This window comes from Amycolatopsis nalaikhensis (assembly GCF_030264295.1).
GTDB classification, from domain to species: Bacteria; Actinomycetota; Actinomycetes; order Mycobacteriales; family Pseudonocardiaceae; genus Amycolatopsis; species Amycolatopsis nalaikhensis.
The window spans coordinates 6195981-6212924 of the sequence record NZ_CP127173.1 but is presented as its reverse complement, the minus strand read 5'-3'; the positions used below and the strand labels follow the sequence as shown (position 1 = coordinate 6212924).

The 16944-nt window shown below is 71.7% G+C and carries 14 protein-coding genes and 1 tRNA gene; 4 read left to right on the top strand and 11 right to left on the bottom strand.

Annotation, left to right across the window (positions count from 1 at the left end):
• Positions 1-24: 24 nt before the first annotated feature.
• From QP939_RS30405 to QP939_RS30390, 4 genes are all read right to left on the bottom strand, one after another.
• Positions 25-156, bottom strand: a complete 132-nt coding sequence (locus QP939_RS30405; protein WP_285449608.1) for a hypothetical protein — start codon at positions 154-156, stop codon at positions 25-27.
• Positions 146-607 (bottom strand): hypothetical protein, encoded by a 462-nt coding sequence (locus tag QP939_RS30400; RefSeq protein WP_285449607.1) that lies wholly within the window; start codon positions 605-607, stop codon positions 146-148. Before QP939_RS30400 ends, QP939_RS30405 begins: the two co-directional genes overlap by 11 nt.
• A gap of 82 nt (positions 608-689) precedes the next feature.
• Positions 690-767, bottom strand: a tRNA-Trp gene (locus QP939_RS30395).
• On the bottom strand, positions 755-2023 hold the full coding sequence (locus QP939_RS30390; protein ID WP_285449606.1) for a PHB depolymerase family esterase: 1269 nt from the start codon (positions 2021-2023) through the stop codon (positions 755-757). The genes QP939_RS30395 and QP939_RS30390 overlap by 13 nt, the downstream gene beginning before the upstream one ends.
• A 200-nt stretch (positions 2024-2223) precedes the next feature.
• Between QP939_RS30390 and QP939_RS30385 the strand changes: the two genes are divergently transcribed.
• A complete protein-coding gene (locus tag QP939_RS30385; protein WP_285449605.1) occupies positions 2224-3126 on the top strand; it encodes an AraC family transcriptional regulator in 903 nt (300 codons plus the stop codon).
• A gap of 14 nt (positions 3127-3140) precedes the next feature.
• Here QP939_RS30385 and QP939_RS30380 read toward each other — a convergent pair whose 3' ends face one another.
• Positions 3141-4169: an aldo/keto reductase gene (locus QP939_RS30380; RefSeq protein ID WP_285459882.1), complete on the bottom strand. Its 1029-nt coding sequence runs from the start codon at positions 4167-4169 to the stop codon at positions 3141-3143.
• Between the two features lie 232 nt (positions 4170-4401).
• Between QP939_RS30380 and QP939_RS30375 the strand changes: the two genes are divergently transcribed.
• Complete coding sequence (locus tag QP939_RS30375) at positions 4402-5817, top strand: aldehyde dehydrogenase family protein (RefSeq protein ID WP_285449604.1); 1416 nt, start codon at positions 4402-4404, stop codon at positions 5815-5817.
• A gap of 6 nt (positions 5818-5823) precedes the next feature.
• Here QP939_RS30375 and QP939_RS30365 read toward each other — a convergent pair whose 3' ends face one another.
• Positions 5824-8751 (bottom strand): type II toxin-antitoxin system Rv0910 family toxin, encoded by a 2928-nt coding sequence (locus QP939_RS30365; RefSeq protein ID WP_352247734.1) that lies wholly within the window; start codon positions 8749-8751, stop codon positions 5824-5826.
• 89 nt (positions 8752-8840) lie between these two features.
• On the opposite strand from QP939_RS30365, the gene QP939_RS30360 reads away from it, so the two are divergent.
• Complete coding sequence (locus tag QP939_RS30360; protein WP_285449603.1) at positions 8841-9452, top strand: TetR/AcrR family transcriptional regulator; 612 nt, start codon at positions 8841-8843, stop codon at positions 9450-9452.
• Positions 9453-9458: 6 nt separating this feature from the next.
• Here the strand turns inward: QP939_RS30360 and QP939_RS30355 are convergent, their stop codons facing one another.
• The 5 genes from QP939_RS30355 to QP939_RS30335 are packed head-to-tail and all read right to left on the bottom strand — an operon-like array spanning position 9459 to position 16127.
• Positions 9459-10352: a hydroxymethylglutaryl-CoA lyase gene (locus tag QP939_RS30355; RefSeq protein WP_285449602.1), complete on the bottom strand. Its 894-nt coding sequence runs from the start codon at positions 10350-10352 to the stop codon at positions 9459-9461.
• Positions 10349-10960 (bottom strand): isochorismatase family protein, encoded by a 612-nt coding sequence (locus tag QP939_RS30350; protein WP_285449601.1) that lies wholly within the window; start codon positions 10958-10960, stop codon positions 10349-10351. The genes QP939_RS30355 and QP939_RS30350 overlap by 4 nt, the downstream gene beginning before the upstream one ends.
• A complete protein-coding gene (locus QP939_RS30345; RefSeq protein WP_285449600.1) occupies positions 10957-12828 on the bottom strand; it encodes a hydantoinase B/oxoprolinase family protein in 1872 nt (623 codons plus the stop codon). Before QP939_RS30345 ends, QP939_RS30350 begins: the two co-directional genes overlap by 4 nt.
• Position 12829: 1 nt before the next feature.
• Positions 12830-14917, bottom strand: coding sequence for a hydantoinase/oxoprolinase family protein (locus tag QP939_RS30340; RefSeq protein ID WP_285449599.1), 2088 nt, complete (start codon positions 14915-14917; stop codon positions 12830-12832).
• Positions 14918-14927: 10 nt separating this feature from the next.
• Positions 14928-16127: a CaiB/BaiF CoA transferase family protein gene (locus QP939_RS30335; RefSeq protein WP_285449598.1), complete on the bottom strand. Its 1200-nt coding sequence runs from the start codon at positions 16125-16127 to the stop codon at positions 14928-14930.
• A 147-nt stretch (positions 16128-16274) separates the two neighbouring features.
• Here QP939_RS30335 and QP939_RS30330 point away from each other — a divergent pair, with 147 nt between their 5' ends.
• On the top strand, positions 16275-16943 hold the full coding sequence (locus tag QP939_RS30330) for a GntR family transcriptional regulator (RefSeq protein WP_285449597.1): 669 nt from the start codon (positions 16275-16277) through the stop codon (positions 16941-16943).
• Position 16944: the final 1 nt, after the last annotated feature.

Sequence of the window (16944 nt, the reverse complement as noted above, 5' to 3'; positions counted from 1 at the left end):
TAACCCCGCGCCAACCGCGAACGTTCACGCCGGGAGGCCGAGCGGCGGCCGGACCGCCTCGGCGGCGGAGGCCACGAGCGTGAGCGGCCAGCGAACCTCCATGGGCTCGTCCAGCGCCCGGCGGCGCGAAACGAGGTCCAGCTGCTCATCCGTCAACCGCCCGCCGGTGGCGACGCAGCCGCGCACGAGCACTCGCACCTCGTGGTCCGCGGAGCCCGGCTGGAGCTTCCCACAACTTCAACGCGTGCAGAGCCGCGCGGCGCGACACGTCCGGGGTGGACGCGTACCAGTGCCCGCCCATCCGGCTCGGCGGCGGACCACCGGGCGAAGGCACCCGCCGGCCGAGCCGCTTCTGCCGCACGCGCGCGCTGACGTGCGCCGTGTACTCCGCACGCCACACCGCGCGACTGGCCTCCAACGCCACCAGCGCCCGCAACAGAGCCGATTCGTGCTGCTGGTAGGGCCCGGCCAGCTCACCGAGAAAGCTCAACGTCGCCCGGTGGCCGATCGGGTGGTACAGGCGCACGCACGAACTCAACGCCGCGACCCGGCGGCCGTGCGCCAGCCGCCGGTTCCGCACCCGGCGCGCCCGCTCGGTGAACCCCATCGGCCGACCGTACCGGAACCCGCGCGGCCGAGGTCCCGCATTACGACGGGCTTCCGCGATCCTCACGCGGGAGGACCAAGCCTGCCAGGGCGGCCGGATTCGAACCGGCGTGCTCCGGATGTGGAGTCCGGCGCGCCTGCCTCTGCGCTACGACCCTGGCATTGCCGAGATCGTATCCCCCGCGCGCTGTTTCTCCGCCATCCACTGCCAGACGTGGGTGCCGCGGGTGCTCGGGTCGTTGCGGGCGACGTAGATCCACGACCAGTGGCCGGGGAACTGATGGCCGTTCCACACGACGTGGTCGTAGAGGGTCAGTTCGGAACCCGCGATCAACTCGTGCGCGTGGACGGTGTTGGCCTGCGGGTCGACGGTGTCGTCGTCGCGGGAGGCGACCAGCCAGGTGGGGGTGCTGATCGCGGCCAGCGCGGCGTCGGGGATCAGCGGCGGATCGCCGTCCTTGCGGCCCTCGACGACTCCGCAGATCGGGACGGACGCGGCGAAGGTGACCGGGTAGAGCCTGGTCATCTCGAGGCTCATGTAGCCGCCGTTGCTGCAGCCGGCGACGTAGACGCGGGCGGGGTCGACGGCCCGCGTGCGGAGCAGGTCGCGGATGATCTCGTGGATGAGCGGAGCGAAGCGGGGGCCGTCGTCCATCCAGGCGGCCGTGCACTGCGGGGCCACCACGTAGGCGCCGCCGAAGATCTTTTGCGCCTCCGGGGTCGCGAAGCCGAGGGCGCCGCGGTTGGCGCGCAACGTGGTTTCGTTGTCGTAGTAGCCGTCGGGCAAGGAAGCGCCTTCGCCGCCGCCGTGGAGCCAGACGATCAGGGGCCGTCGGCCGTGTCGGGGCGTCGGGGAATACAGCCGGTACTTCATCCCGGAGCGCGAGGTGTGGTAGCCGAAGGCGTCGACCTCGGGGTTGACCAACCTGCCTTGCCTGAACCGGGTGAAGGTGACCGGACGGTCGTGCCGCAGGCGGACGGGGGCGTTCTGCGTGAGGGTGTAGCGGAGGTCGAGCCGGACGTTGCGGCTCTTGCTGGTGATGTACCCAAGGGTCCCGGGTTGGCCTTCGCCGTGGGCGAGGTCGAGCACGATGTTCCCGCGGCGGTCCAGCCGCGCGGCCGTCACGGGCCGGTCGAGGTCGTAGCCGACGTCCTGGCCGCCGGTGTCGATCGGGCTGGCGGCCTTGACGTGCACGCTGAAGGTGCCGGCGGTCAGGCTCGCCGGGTCGATCGGCCCGAACCGGGCGGTGTCGAGGGTGAGCGACGTGACCTGCTCTCCGCCGTCGAGTGTTTCCGCGTCGAGGACGAAGCCGACACTGCCGGTCTCACCGGCGCGGGCGACGCCCGGCAACGCCAGTCCGGCGGTGAGGCCCGCGCCGCTGACCAGGACGGCGCGGCGGCTGAACACCTTGTCCATGCGAACTCCTCGTCGAGGGTCTCCGTGCGGAAGCCCGAGCGCGGCGCGCCGGAGGGGGATGGTGGTGGTATGAACCATCTTCGACGGTGGCCCCGCTCGTTGTCCACGTCCGTGCGGCGCACTTTCACGGAACTCGCGAGTCGTTGCACGATCCTCTCGCCGAGAGGCGGATCCCGCAGGTCCTGTGCTGCAATCGGGGCATGTCCCTGGACGAGTTCCGCGACCTGCTGGAACGGCACGTACGCCCCGACTTGACCACCGCCATCGACGGGGTCCGGATCTGCCAGGCCGACCGCACCGCCTCGCCGGGCACGTCGATGTCCGGAACGGTGCTCGCGGTCGTCGCGCGGGGCAGCAAGCGGCTGGCCGTCGGCGACCACGTCCACGAGTACGGCCCCGGTCAGTACCTGGTCGCTTCGGTCGACCTCCCGGTGACGGGGTACTTCGTCGACGCCGCTCCCGACCGCCCGGCGCTCGGTTTCGGCATGACGCTGGAACCCGCCGTCATCGCGGAGCTGCTGGTGCAGGCGGGGCCGGGAGAGCTGCCGCCCTCGCCCGGCACCGCGCGGCCGGGGATCGCGGTGAGCGGTGCGCCGGACGAGCTGATGGACGCCATCGTGCGGTTGCTGCGCCTGCTCGATCGTCCACGGGACCGGAGAGTGCTGGCTCCGCTGGTCAAGCGCGAGATCCTGTGGCAGCTGATGACCGGGGAGCAAGGTGAGGCGGTGCGCCAGCTCGGTCTCGCGGACAGCAGCCTGGGCCACATCACGCGCGCGGTCCGCTGGATCCGCGAGAACTACACGCGGCCGTTCCGGGTCGAGGAGCTCGCGCGGCTGTCGGGGCTGAGCGTTTCCGCCTTCCACAAGAACTTCCAGGCCGTGACGGCGATGACGCCCATCCAGTTCCAGAAGCACATCCGGCTGCAGGCGGCGCGGTTGCTCCTGGCGAACCACCCGAACGACGTCACGGGTGTCGGCCACCGCGTCGGGTACGACAGCCCGTCCCAGTTCAGCCGGGAATACCGGCGGTTGTTCGGCGAGCCGCCCAGCAGGGACGCGGCGCGCATGCGCGGCGAAACCACGCATGCCGCCGCCCTGCCGTGAAGGCCGCGCCGTGGTCAGGCCGCCGAGCGCTCGGAGACCGGTCGCCGGCGCAGCGCCGGCTCGGTCAGGGCCGGCAGGTTCAAGGCGATCTCGTTGGGCCCGGTCTCGGTGCCCGGCGGAGCGATCTGGTCGATCCGGTCGAGGATGTCGTCGTCCAGCGTGACGTCGACGCCGGCGAGCAGGTCGTCGAGGTGGTCCATGGTCCGCGGTCCGATGATGGCGGAGGTGACGCCGGGGTGCGCGAGGACGAAGGCCAGTGCCAGGTGGGTCATCGGCAAGCCGGCTTCCCCGGCCAGTGACGCGAGTTCCTCCACCAGGTTCAGCTTGGCCTCGTGGTCGAAGTGCACCGGCATCGTCGCTGAGCGGTGGGTGGTGTTGTCCTGGCCCTTGCGGATCCGCCCGGTGAGCAGGCCACCCGCGAGCGGGCTCCAGACGAGGGTGCCCATCCCGTACTGCTGACACGTGGGCAGCACCTCGCGCTCGGCGATCCGGTTGGCGATGGAATAGGGCGGCTGCTCGGTGCGGAAGCGTTCGAGGCCCCGCCGTTCGGCGGCCCACTGCGCTTCGACGATCTGCGAAGCGGGGAAGGTCGACGTGCCGATTGCCCGGACCTTGCCGCTCCGGATCAGGTCGGTCAGCGCGGACAGGGTCTCTTCCACGTCGACCGTCGGGTCGGGGCGGTGGATCTGGTACAGGTCCAGGTGGTCGGTCTGGAGGCGGCGCAGCGAGTCTTCGACGGCGCGCATGATCCACCGGCGTGAGTTCCCGCGGTGGTTGGGGTCATCGCCCATCGGGTAGTGCACCTTGCTGGCGAGGACGACGTCGTCACGACGGCCCTTGAGCGCCTTGCCGACGATCACCTCCGACTCGCCACGGGAGTAGAGGTCAGCGGTGTCGACGAAGTTGATGCCGGCGTCCAGCGCCCGGTGGATGATCCGGATCGACTCGTCGTGGTCGGTGTTGCCCATGGCACCGAACATCATGGCGCCCAGTGCGTAGGGGCTGACCTTGATCCCGGTCCGGCCCAGCGTGCGGTACTTCATCATTCCCCTTGGTGTGTTTCGAGGTTCTGCGTCTTCCAGGAAACCAGCCGGGCGCGCTTTCGGTTAGCAAGATCGTCTCGCGTTCTTGCCCGATTCTCTTCGAGCGATTCGGCGCAGGATCGGGCAAGCCCGGGAGAGGATCCTGCTGGCTCAGCACTCGCGGCGGTGTTTTCCTGAAATAAGCGGCAAGGGAAGAGGTTCGCCCACCGCCCGAATAAGTTCAGGAGATTTCATGCACGACACCGTGATCGACAAGGTCTACATCGACGGCGAGTTCGTCACCCCGCACGGCACGGAACTGTTCGACCTCCACAACCCCGCCACGGGGAAAGTGATCGGGCAGGTCCGGCTCGCCGACGAAGTCGACGTGGAGACGGCTGTCGCGGCGGCCCAACGCGCGCTCCCGGCCTGGTCGGCAACGTCCAAAGAGGACCGGATCGACGCGCTGCGCCGCCTTCAGGCCGCCGTTGAGGCGCACCGGGACGAGCTCCTGGAAGCGATCACCGTCGAGTACGGCGCGCCCGTGCGCAACACCTACATGGTCGACACGCCCGCCGGCGCCTTCGCCGACATGATCAAGACGCTGGAGGAGTTCGACTTCACGCGCACGATCGGGCGGGCCACCGTGGAGCTGGCGCCGGTCGGGGTCGCCGGCCTGATCACGCCGTGGAACTCCGACGCGTTCCTCATCAGCGACAAGTTCGCCACGGCGCTGGCCGCGGGCTGCACCGTCGTCGTCAAGCCCAGCGAGCTGAGCGCGACGCAGACGAACGTGATCACCCAGGCGCTGCACGAAGCCGGTCTGCCCAAGGGCGTGCTCAACATCGTCACCGGGCGCGGCGACGTCGTCGGGTCCGCCATCACCCGCCATCCCGACGTCGCCAAGATCTCCTTCACCGGCTCCACGGCGACGGGCAAGGTCATCGCGCGCGAAGCAGTCGACACCCTGAAGCGCTTGACCCTGGAGCTGGGCGGCAAGTCCCCGTCGATCATCCTCGACGACGCCGATCTCGAGGAAGCGGTCACCGGCGCGCTCATGGCCGGGTTCGTCAACAGCGGCCAGGCCTGCGTGGCGGGCACCCGCATCCTCGTCCCCGAGAGCCGGCAGGACGAGGTTCTTTCCCTGATCAAGAAGAAGGTCGAGGAGGAGTTCCGCCCCGGTGATCCGCGGGACCCGGCCACCGCCATCGGCCCGATGGTCAGCGAGCAGCAGTGGGAGCGCGTGCAGGGGTACATCCACCGCGGTGTCGCCGACGGCGCCCGGGTGATCGCCGGCGGCCCCGGCCACCCGGACGGTCTCGAGGGGTACTTCGTGCGGCCCACCGTGTTCGCCGACGTCACCAACGACATGACCATCGCCCGCGAGGAGATCTTCGGGCCGGTCCTGTCGGTCATCACCTACCGCGACGACGACCACGCCGTCGAGATCGCCAACGACACCACCTACGGCCTGCACGCGTACGTGTTCTCGGCCGACCCCGAGCGGGCGCGCCGCATCGCGTCGCGGCTCGAGGCCGGCCGGGTGTCGATCAATGGTGGTTACGAGCCGCTGTCGCCCTTCGGTGGGTTCAAGCAGTCCGGCATCGGGCGGGAATACGGCGTCTTCGGCCTCGAAGGCTTCCTCGAGCCGAGGTCCGTGATGGTCTGACGCCGGTCACCGGCCCGACCAGCGCGGCGCTCGTTTCTCGGCGAAGGCGGCGACGCCTTCCCGGGCGTCGTCGGATAGGAGGACCGGGCTCGCCAGTTCGCTTTGCCGCGCGAAGCCCTCCTCCGCGCTCCACCCCGGTGCCGCGTCGACGATCCGCTTGCCGACGCTCACCGACAGCGGCGCGTTGGCCGCGATCCGGTGGGCCAGCCCGATTGCCGCCTCGAGCGCCGTCCCTGCCGGGACGATCGCGTTCACCAGCCCGAGCCCGGCCAGCCGCGTGGCCGGGACCGGGTCGGCGACCAGCGCGAGTTCGAGGGCGACCGCCCGCGGCAGCCGGGTGGCCACCCGCCACAGCCCGCCCGCCGCGGCGAGCAGACCGCGCTTGGCTTCCGGCAGCCCGAACACCGCGTCCTCGGCCGCGACGACCAGGTCCGCGCACAGCGCGAGTTCGAACCCGCCCGCGAGCGCCGCGCCCTCCACCGCCGCGACCGTGGGCTTGACCGGCGGTTCGCCCGTCAGGCCGAGCGGCCCGCGGCGGTCGGTCACCGGGAACTCGCCGCGGTGGGCGCCCGCCAGGTCCATCCCCGCGCAGAACGTCCCGCCCGCGCCGGTGAGCACCAGGACGCGGACGCCCGGGTCGGCCTCGGCGTCGTCGACCGCGCGCTCCAGTTCCCGCGCCGTGCGGAGGTCCACGGCGTTGCGGACCGCCGGGCGGTCGAGGGTGACCACGAAGACGCCGTCGTCGAGTCGCGTGTGGACGGACGCGGGCGGTGGTGGTGGCAGCTCTACACGCTCGTCGCCCAGCACCAGGCGGTCGCCCTCCCGCCGGATGCGGCGGCGCAGCGGATCCGTGCCGGTCAGCGTGGCGACGTCGGCGGGGTTTTCGCTGCGCAGCAGCACCCGCTCGCCGGACGGCGTGATCGCGGAGAGGACGACGGCTTCGGCCGCGCCGCGGCGGCTGTAGGGGACGGTGACCGCCTCGACGACCGCGGTGTCCGTCAGCTCGGTCGTCACCGGACGCGCCGGCGGCCGGGGGAAGGCCGGTTTGAGGTGCCGGTACCGCCGGGCGGGCGGCGAACTCGAGTAGACGCCGAGTGCGTGCTTGGTCGCGTACCAGCCCAGCGAGCTGGTCAGGCCGTAGGCGTCCGGGTCCGCCCGCAGGATCGGCGCCAGGCTCGCCACCGCGTGCAGGCCGTAGTTGTTGCCGGGGCCACCGGCCGAGGTGAGCCCGCCGGTGACGCTCAGCGGCCGCGCCGGGTCGTCCCACGGGACGCCCAGGGCGCGCGCCCCGAGCTGGACCGCCGCCGGGAAGCAGGAGTAGAGGTCGATCGGCCCCAGGTCCGCCGCGGTGATCCCGGCGTGCCCGAGCACCGCGCCGGCGGCCGCGGCGATGGCGGGCGAGGACGTGAGGTCGGCCCGCTCGGAGACGAACCACTCGTCGGTGGCGGACGCGCCGGCGTGCAGGAACACCCAGCGGTCCTGCGGGACGCCGGCGGCCCGCGCCGCCGCGGCGCTGGTGACGATGACCGCGGCGGCCAGGTCCACCTGCAGGTTCGCGCACATCAGCTTCGTGTAGGGGTCGCTCACCCGGCGGTTGTCGGCGCTCGCCGTGGCGATCTCCGCCGCGGTCCGCTCGGTGGGGTCCCACGCATAGGGATTCTTCGCCGCCACGGCGCTGTGCCGGGCCCACAGTTCGGCGATGCGCTGCCGGTGTTCGTCCACTGAGGACCCCGCTTCGCCGCGCAGGGCCGACTCGAGGAGCGCGTAGACGTAGATCGGGGCGCCCAGGCCGACACTCGTCTCGGCTTCGTTGTTGGCCGGGCGGTCGATGCCGATCACGCGGTCCGGCGCGGCGCCGTCCGGCTGGCGCGCCCAGTCCGGCGCCCGGCCCGCGCGGTCGAGCGCGGCGATTGTCGCGCCCGCTTCCGCGCCGCTGACCAGGACGACGTGCGCCTCTCCGTCGGCGATCCGCTGGGCGGCGTCGTTCACCGCGAGCTGCGCGCCGTCGCCGCCGTACGGGGAGGTCTGGACCGTCCCCGCGCCGGACGCGCCGACGAGACCGGCGACCGCGCCCGCCTGGTTCCCGTAGGTCCAGGACGCGCTCGGCACGGCGTAGACGAGATCGGCGGCCGGCAGCAGCTCCGCACCGGCGTCGGCGGCCGCGGCCCGCAGTGCTTCGGCCGCCAGTTCAGCCGGCTCGCGCGGCCGGCCGAGGTCCGGACGGCGCTGCACCACCTGCCCCACCCCGACGAGCACCGGCGTGCTGGGGTCGAGCAGGTCGCCCGTGCGCTCGTGGACGACCGGCTCGTCCGTGACGTGCAGCCGGGCGCCGCCGCCGGTGCCGAGCACCGCGGCGAGCGCGTCGAGCGACTCCCCGAGCGCGACTTCGACGCTGCGGACGGCGGTCATCCCGACCGGCCCGCGCACCGGCGAGCCGTCGAGCGCGCCGTCCAGGCGGACGGCCGTGCCGCCCGGGGTCGCGCGGAGGGTGCACCACAGGCCGACGGTGATGCCCATCGGACCGGTCCCGCGCAGCGCGAAGCCGTCCGGGCCCGCCTCGGCGACGCGCCAACGAGCCTGGGCCGGGATGTCCATGAGCTTGATCTGCTGCACGAACTCCGCGCCCGGCTCGATCCGGGCAGGCCGCTCGCCACGCCACGCGACGTGCAGGGCCAGCCACTCGGGGGTCCGGTCGAGGTCGGTGACCAGGTCCACGACCGCCTCGGGCGACGCGTCGACCAGCCGCTGGGCGTGCACCTGACGCGCGTAGTCCGTGGTGCCGGGCGGAGCGGGCAGCTCGTCGACCGGCGAGCCGCCGGAGGTGGCAGCGGGCGGCCGGACGCGACGCACGGCCGTGCGCGCCAGCTGCGTGACGACCGGGGCGAGCACGCGCGCACCCTGCTTGAGCTGCGAGAACCGGGACCGGGGAGACATCGTGCGGCAACTTTCCGTCTGATCGGACTGTTTTCGCATCATGGGCCATCCTCGCGGCGGGCGCAACCTCGTCGCCGTACAGTGACGCCATGCCCGGCCCCCGACGCACCCAGCAGGAGCGCTCGGCCACGACGCGGACCCGCCTGCTGGAAGCGGCGTACGAGTGCTTGCTCGACGGCGGGTACGCCGCCACCACCGTCGGCGCCGTCCAGCAGCGCGCCGGCGTCGCCCGCGGCACCCTCCTGCACCACTTCCCCACCCGGAGCGCCCTGATGGCCGGCGTCGTCGAGGACGTCGTCGAACGGCGGCTCGAAGTCCTCACCACCCTCGGCCCGACCGAGGCCGCCCCGCCGTCGAGCTGGGACGACGTCGTGGACCTCGTCTGGCGCGAGCTGCAGAGCCCCGCCTTCGCCGCCGCGCTGGAACTCTGGGTCGCGGCTCGCACGGACCCCGAACTGCGCGACGCGCTGCTTCCCCTGCAGGAGCGCATCTTCACGACCGTCCACCGCCGGGTGACCAGGCTCGCCGACGCGGAGGACCCGCGCGCGCCGATGCTGGTGCAGTTCACGATCGACCTGCTGACCGGCGCGCACCTCGCGGGCATCCTGCGGCCGCGCGCCGGTACGTCCGCCGTCGTCGAGGCGTGGAAGCTGACCCTGCGCCAGCTGAGCGACACCTCCGTCCACAGTGGAACGAACTAGCACCACTCAAGCAGGGAAGGCACCCGCGCGCGCCAGGGCGCTCGGCAGCCGCTGGCCCAGCCGTTCTTCGAGCCACACCGCCGCCGCGATCGTCTCGGCCAGGTCGATCCCCGTAGCGTGCCCCATCCGGGCGAACAGGTACGCGAGGTCCTCCGTGGCCACGTTGCCGGTCGCCGCCGGGGCGAACGGGCAGCCGCCCGCTCCCCCGATGCTCGCGTCCAGCACGGTGACTCCACTGTGGACAGCCGCGACCGCGTTGGCGACCGCCGTGTTGCGGGTGTCGTGCAGGTGCAGCCGCAGCGGGGTCTCCTCCCCGACGATCTCCCGAGCCAGCGCCAACCGCGAGGTGACGTCGGTCGGCACCGCGACGCCGATCGTGTCCGCCAGCGCGATCTCGTCCGCGCCGGTGGCGTGCACCCGCCGGATCACCTCGCCGAGCCGGGCCGGGGAGACCTCGCCCTCGAACGGGCAGCCGAACGACGCGCCGACGGTGACCGTCGTGAACTTCCCCGCCTGCCGTGCCGCGGCGACGAGCGCGGCGGCCGTCTCGCACGCCTGTTCCGTGGTCATGCCCTGGTTGCGGCCGCAGAAGGTGTCCGTCGCGACCACGACGATGTCGACCTCGTCCACCTCGCCCTCGAGCGCCCGGTCGAGGCCGCGCCGGTTCATCACCAGGCCCGCGTAGCGAACTCCGTCGTGCCGGGGCAGGGCGGCCATCAGCGCGTCGGCGTCCGCCATCTGCGGCACCTTGGCGGGGTTGACGAAGCTGGTCACCTCGATGCGCTTCGCGCCCGCGCGCACGGCTCGTTCGACCAGCTCCACCTTGTCTTCGGTGCTCAGGACGGCCTTTTCGTTCTGCAGGCCGTCCCGCGGGGACACCTCGACGATCTCGACGTTCATCGTTCCTCCGCCAGGTAGCGCAGCGCGGCCGCCTCGCCGACGACCTCGCCGCACTTCGCCTGGATGTCGAACAGGTTCGCTTCCTGGGTCTCCGGTGTGCGGTCGCCGACCGCCTCCCGCACCACGAGCGGCACGAACCCGTGCTGGAGCGCGTCGAGCGTGCTCGCCCGGACGCAGCCGCTCGTGCTGACCCCGGCGAGCACGACGGTGTCGACGCCGCGGGCCCGCAACGAGGACGCGAGCGGCGTCGCGAAGAACGCGCTGGGGTACTGCTTCACCACGACCTGCTCGCCGTCCGCGGGTGCGACCTCCGGCATGAGCTCGCCGAGCGGGCCGCCGCCGTCCAGCAGCATCCGCAGGGCCGGGACCTTGCGGAGGAACAGGCCGCCGTCCGCCCCGTCCGGCCCGTAGGCGACCCGGGTGTGCACGACCGGGACGCCGTGCCGCCGCGCGGCCGCCAGCACCCGGGCCGCCGAGTCGAGGCAGTCGCGCGACGGCAGCAGCAGCGGGCTGCCCTCGGTGAAGTACGCCCGCATCAGGTCGATGAGCACCAGCGCGGGACGGCGCCCCCCGGCCAGCGTCCCGTCGAACGGGTCCGAAGTGCTCACGAGACGACGGGCCGCAGCGGCGCGGGCAGGCCGGTCTCCTGCAGGGCCCGCTCCAGGATCGTCTCCAGCTCGGGACCGCGGTCGAACGTCGGCAGGGGCTCCGGACGCGCGGCGCCCAGCTCGGCCCGCAGCGCCTCGGTCGCCTTCGCGTCCACCTGGCCGCCGTCGTCGCAGACGACGCCGTAGCGACGCGCTCCCTGGGCGGTCACGAGGCCGCGGCGGACCTCCAGGCCGACGAGCTCGGGGTCGCGGGCCAGCGGGTCGCCCCAGCCGCCGCCACCCCAGGTGACGAAGTGCAGGAGGTCGCCGCGCCGCACGGGGACGTCGTGCACCTTGCTGCCGAGCACCTCGGTGCTGCCGTCGGCGCGCTCGAGCCACTTGCGGCTGCGGGCGCCGGGCTCGCCGCCGTTGACGCCCCACGGGTAGGTGAGCCAGCGGTCGTCGTGGATCGCGATCGTGCCCGGCTCGAGGAACCGGTAGGCGACGTCGACCGCGTTGCCGCCGCGGTGCAGGCCGGCACCGCCGGTGTCGGCGACCGTCTCCCAGCGCTCGATGCGCAGCGGGTAGTACGACTCCAGGTACTCGCACGGGATGTTCACGAACGACGGCCACAGTGAGTGCCCGTCCGGCCCGTCGCCGAGCGGGCGGCCGGGGATGCCGCCGAACCCGATGGAGTAGAGCTGGAACCACTCGCCCTTGCGGTCGCCGTCGCTGTAGGTGCCCGAATACATGAAGTGCGGCGACGACGAGAATCCCGCCGCGTTGAGCAGGTCGGGGTTCGTCTGGCCGAGCAGCCCGCCGAAGAGGTCGAACACGCGGCCGATGCCGTGGTTGCGGGCGTTGAGCGCGGCCGGGTACTTCGGCTTCCAGAACGATTCCTCGGGGATGACGACGTCCACCAGCGGGTAGAAGCCGTCGTTCCACAGGATCTGCGGGTCCGCGACCGTGATCATGTAGATGCCGAAGAACATCCGCATGAGGTTCTCGTTGATGAAGTAGTTGATCGGCCCCTGCGCCTGCGGGCTGCTGCCGCTGAAGTCGAGGGTGACCTTCTCCCCGTGCCGGGTCAGGCTGAGCTTCAGCTCGTACGGGCCGTAGCCCAAGCCGTCGTCGCAGATGTAGTCGGTGAACGAGATCGTCTCGCCGTCCTTGAAGACGGCCTGCAGCAACACCTTCATCGCGCGGTAGTTGCGGTCGAGCAGCTGCTCGAGCGCCGAGTCGTAGGTGTCGACGCCGAACCGCGCGCACATCTCCTGCACCCGGCGCGCGGCCGTGCGGCACGCCGCGACGATGCCGTTGAGGTCGGCGCGGTTCCAGTCGGGCTTGCGCACCTGGTTGAGGATGATGCGCAGGGCGTCTTCGGCCAGCTCGCCCTTGCGGTAGAGCTTGAAAGGCGGGATGACCACGCCCTCCTCGAAGATCGTGCGGGCGTCGGTCGGCATCGACGCCGGGGTCTTGCCGCCGACGTCGGACATGTGGCCGAACATCGCCGACCAGCCGACGATGTGCCCCTCGAAGAAGATCGGGATGACCACGAGCCAGTCGTTCGCGTGGCTGATCGCGGCGCCGCACGAGTACGGGTCGGACGTCAGCAGGACGTCGCCTTCCTCGATGTCGCCGTCGAAGTTGTCCAGGAAGTCCGGAATGGACAGTCCGAACTGGCCGACCACCATCTTGCCGTCGCGGTTGGCGATCAGCGGGAATTCGTCGTGCTGCTCGCGGATGCCCGGCGAGAGCGCCGTGCGGAACAACACCTCGTCCATTTCGTAGCGGGCGTTGCGCAGCCCGTTCTCGACCAGGTCGAGGGTGACCACGTCGACGTCCACGCGCCGCAGCGGTCCGGTCGCGGTTTCGACAAGCCGTGCCATGTCAGTTCTCCGTGGTGAGCTCGGCGGTCTCAGCGACCGGGCGGATGAGCAGGCTGCCGCTGGGGTGCACGGTGGCCGCGTGGCCCGGCAGCACCAGCGTGGTGGAGTCCATCTCGGTGACGATCGCCGGACCGGTCACCACGTTGCCCGCGAGCAGCTTCGCCCGCTCGTAGACACCGGCCTCGACCTCGCCGCCCTCGACCCAGATGGTGGTGCGGTCGCGCAGCGCGGCCGAGGCGTCGGGGCCGCCGTCCGCCAGTTTCGGGGAGGCGACCCGCGGACGCGGTCCGTGCGCGGTGGCCCGGATCGTCACGACTTCGTGCTCGTTGTCGAGCACGAAGGAGAACAGCCGCTGGTGTTCGGCGTCGAACGCGCCGCGCAGGCTGTCCAGGCCGGCGCCGTCGCCGGTGAACCGGGTGATGTCGACCTCGACCGGGATCTCGAAGCCCTGGCCGTGGTAGCGCAGGTCGGCCGAGTAGACGACGCGGATGTCGGACTCGGCGACGTCCTGGCCGACGAGCGTGCCCCGGGCCTTGTCGCCCAGCTCGGTGAGCAGCTCGCGAAGGCTCGCGTCGGTGAACTCGCCGAACCGGCGCACGAGCGTGCGGACGGCTTCGTCGCGCAGGTTCGTGGTCGCGTCGCCGTAGGCGCACAGCACCCCGGGCGACGGCGGGATGATCACCGGCCAGGCACCGGTGAGCTTGCCCAATGCGTTGGCGTGCAGCGGTCCGGCGCCGCCGAACGCGACCAGCGCGAAGTCACGCGGGTCGAACCCCTGCTGCACCGAAACCAGGCGCAGGGCCCCGAACATGTTCTCGTTGACGATGTCGATGATCCCGGCGGCGGCCGCCTCCACCGACCCGAGACCGGTGGCGTCCGCGATGGACTTGACGGCCGACCGGGCGGCTTCGCGGTCGAGGGTGATCTCGCCGCCCGCGAGTTCCGCCGGCAGGTAGCCGAGCACGACGTTGGCGTCGGTCACCGTGGGCTCGGTGCCCCCGGCTCCGTAGGCGGCCGGTCCCGGCGACGCGCCCGCGGACTGCGGGCCGACCCGCAGCGCCTGGGTGAGCGGCGGGACGTGCCCGATGGAGCCGCCACCGGCACCGACCGTGCGCACGTCGACCGAGGTGGCCCGCACCTTCAGGTCGCCGACGTTGGTCTCCCGGCCGATCCGCGGCGTCAGGTTCTGCACCAGGGCGACGTCGGTGGAGGTGCCGCCCATGTCGAAGGTGAGGAAGTCGGCGAAGCCCGCCTGCTCGGCCACCCAGGTCGCACCGGTGACGCCACCGGCGGGGCCGGACAGCAACAGGCTCACCGGGTTGTCGGCCGCGGCGCCGGCGGAGACCAGACCGCCGTCGCTGCGCAGGATGCTGAGCTGGCCGCGGATGCCGTTCTCCTCGAGCTGGCCCGCGAGGTTGGCGGTGTAGAGCTTCACCTGCGGCTGCACGGCGGCGTTGGCGACCGTCGTGATGGTGCGCTCGTATTCGCGCAGCTCCGGCAGCACCGACGAGGACAGCGAAACCGGGACGCCGGGCAGTTCCTCCGCGGCGATCTCCCCGACGCGGCGCTCGTGCCCGGCGTTGGCGTAGGAGTTGATCAGGCTGATGCTCAGCGCCTCGATCCCGGCGGACCGCAGCTTCGCGAGCTGGGCCCGCACGTCGTCCTCGGCCAGGTCCTCGACGACCGAGCCGTCGGCGGCGATGCGGCCGCGGACCTCGACGGTGTTTTCCAGCGCCGCCAAGGGTTCCGGCTTGGGCCAGATGATCCAGCCGGCGAGGCCGCCGGGCACGAAGGAGCGGGCGATCTGCAGCACCTGGCGGAAACCGTGGGTGGTCACCAGGCCGACCTTGGCGCCCTTGCCTTCCAGGATCGCGTTCGTCGCGACGGTGGTCCCGTGGTAGACGGCGGCGATCTCCGCCGGGTCCGCGACGGCCACCGCGCACACGCGCTCGATGCCGCGCAGCACGCCAATCGACTGGTCGCGCGGGGTGGAGGACGTCTTGGCCCGGTAGGTCTGGCCGGAGTCCTCGTCGATGAGCAGGATGTCGGTGAACGTGCCGCCCACGTCCACGCCGAGCCGGTAGGTCATGGTGGTCTCCTCAGATGACACCGGCCGAGCGCAACGACACGAGCTCGTCGTCGGCGAGGCCGAGCAGATCGCGGTAGATGACTTCGTTGTGCTCGCCGAGCTCGGGTCCGACGTGCCGGACCTTCCCCGGCGTGTCCGAGAGCTTCGGCACCACGTTGTGCATGGCGAACTCGCCGATCTCCGGGTGGACGAGCCGGACGATCGCCTCCCGCGCGGCGAAGTGCGGATCGGTGAGCATGTCCTTGGCGCGGTAGATGCGCCCGGCGGGCACGCCCTTGTCGTTCATCAGCTCCAGCAGGTCGTCGGCCTTCATGGTCGACGTCCACTCGGCGATGAGGCCGTCGAGCTCTTCCATGTACTTGCCCCGGGCGCCGTGCGTGGCGTAGCGCTCGTCGGTGGCCAGCTCGGGCCGCCCCATGGCGTCGGCCAGGCGGCGGAACACGGTGTCCTGGTTGGCGGCGAGGAGGACCATCTCGTCGTCGGCGGTCGGGTAGACGTTGCTCGGCGCGACGTTCGGCAGGGTCGTGCCGGTGCGCTCCCGCTGGTAGCCCGCCACCTGGTACTCGGGGATGAGGGACTCCATCAGCGCGAGCACGGCCTCGTAGATGGCGGAGTCGACGACCTGTCCCTGGCCGGTGCGTTCGCGGTGGTGCAGCGCGACGAGCGTGCCGATGCAGGCGAACGTCGCGGCGAGGGCGTCGCCGAGCGAGATGCCGGTGCGGGACGGCGCGCGGTCCGGGTCACCGGTGATGTACCGGATGCCGCCCATGGCTTCCCCGATGGAGCCGTAACCGGCGCGCTTGGCGTACGGCCCGGTCTGGCCGTAGCCGCTCACCCTGGTGATGATCAGGCGCGGGTTGGCCTCCCGGAGCACGTCCGGGCTCAGCCCCCACCGTTCGAGCGTGCCGGGACGGAAGTTCTCGATCAGGACGTCGGCCTCGCCGATGAGCCGGGCGACGAGCCGCTGCCCTTCCTCGGTCCGCAGGTCGGCGGTCACCGACTGCTTGTTGCGCGCGACGACCGGCCACCAGAGCGAACGTCCGTAGGGGCGTTCCCGCCCCCACTGGCGCATGGGGTCACCGGTGCGCGGGTCCTCGACCTTGATCACCTGGGCGCCGAAGTCGCCGAGGAGCTGCCCGCAGAACGGCCCGGCGAGCAACTGCCCGAGCTCCACCACCCGCAGTCCGGCCAAGGGCATCTCGTCACGCATCCAGCACTCCTCGTTGTATGCAACTTTTCGTATCGGGTGATCTGCGTCGCCGTTCGACCAGGCAGAATCTAAGGACATCGCGGTGGCGTGTCAACGGGCTCAGCGGAAGTTGCATACAACTCTCCGCGTCCCTTATGGTCGTCCTCGATGAGCGACACGGCGTACGAGCAGGACGGCAGGCACGCGGCCGACCACGCCTACCGGCTGATCCGCGACGAGATCCTGTCCGGCAGACGGGCGGGCGGGGAGTGGCTGCGCGAGGGCGAGCTCGCCGACTCGATCGGGGTGAGCCGCACCCCGGTCCGGGAGGCCCTGCGCCGCCTCACGGCCGAGGGATTGTTGATCTACGAACGCCACCGCGGCGTGCAGGTGAAGAGCTGGGACATCGCGGACCTGGACGAGATCTTCAGCTTGCGCATGGTGCTGGAGCCGTGGGGCTGCAGCCTGGCGGCCGAGCGCGCGACGGTCGACGTCGAACTGCTGGAGGACCTGGCGTGCCGGATGGACGCCTTGGTGGTGAACGGCCAGCCGACGGACCTCGACGAGCTGACCGACCTCAACAACCGTTTCCACCGCGCGATCCTGGAGGGGTCGGGCAACAACCGCCTGGCGTCAGTGCTCGCGTCGGTGGTGCAGTTGCCGATCGTGTGGCGGACGTTCGCGCACTACCGGCCGGAAGCGCTGAAGCGCAGTCTCGCCCACCACCACGAGTTGATCGCGGCCCTGCGAGCGGGCGACGCGGACTGGGCGCAGTCGGTGATGTGCAGCCACATCAAGTCGGCTTGGCATTCGATCCGGGAGCAGTCGCGACCCTGAC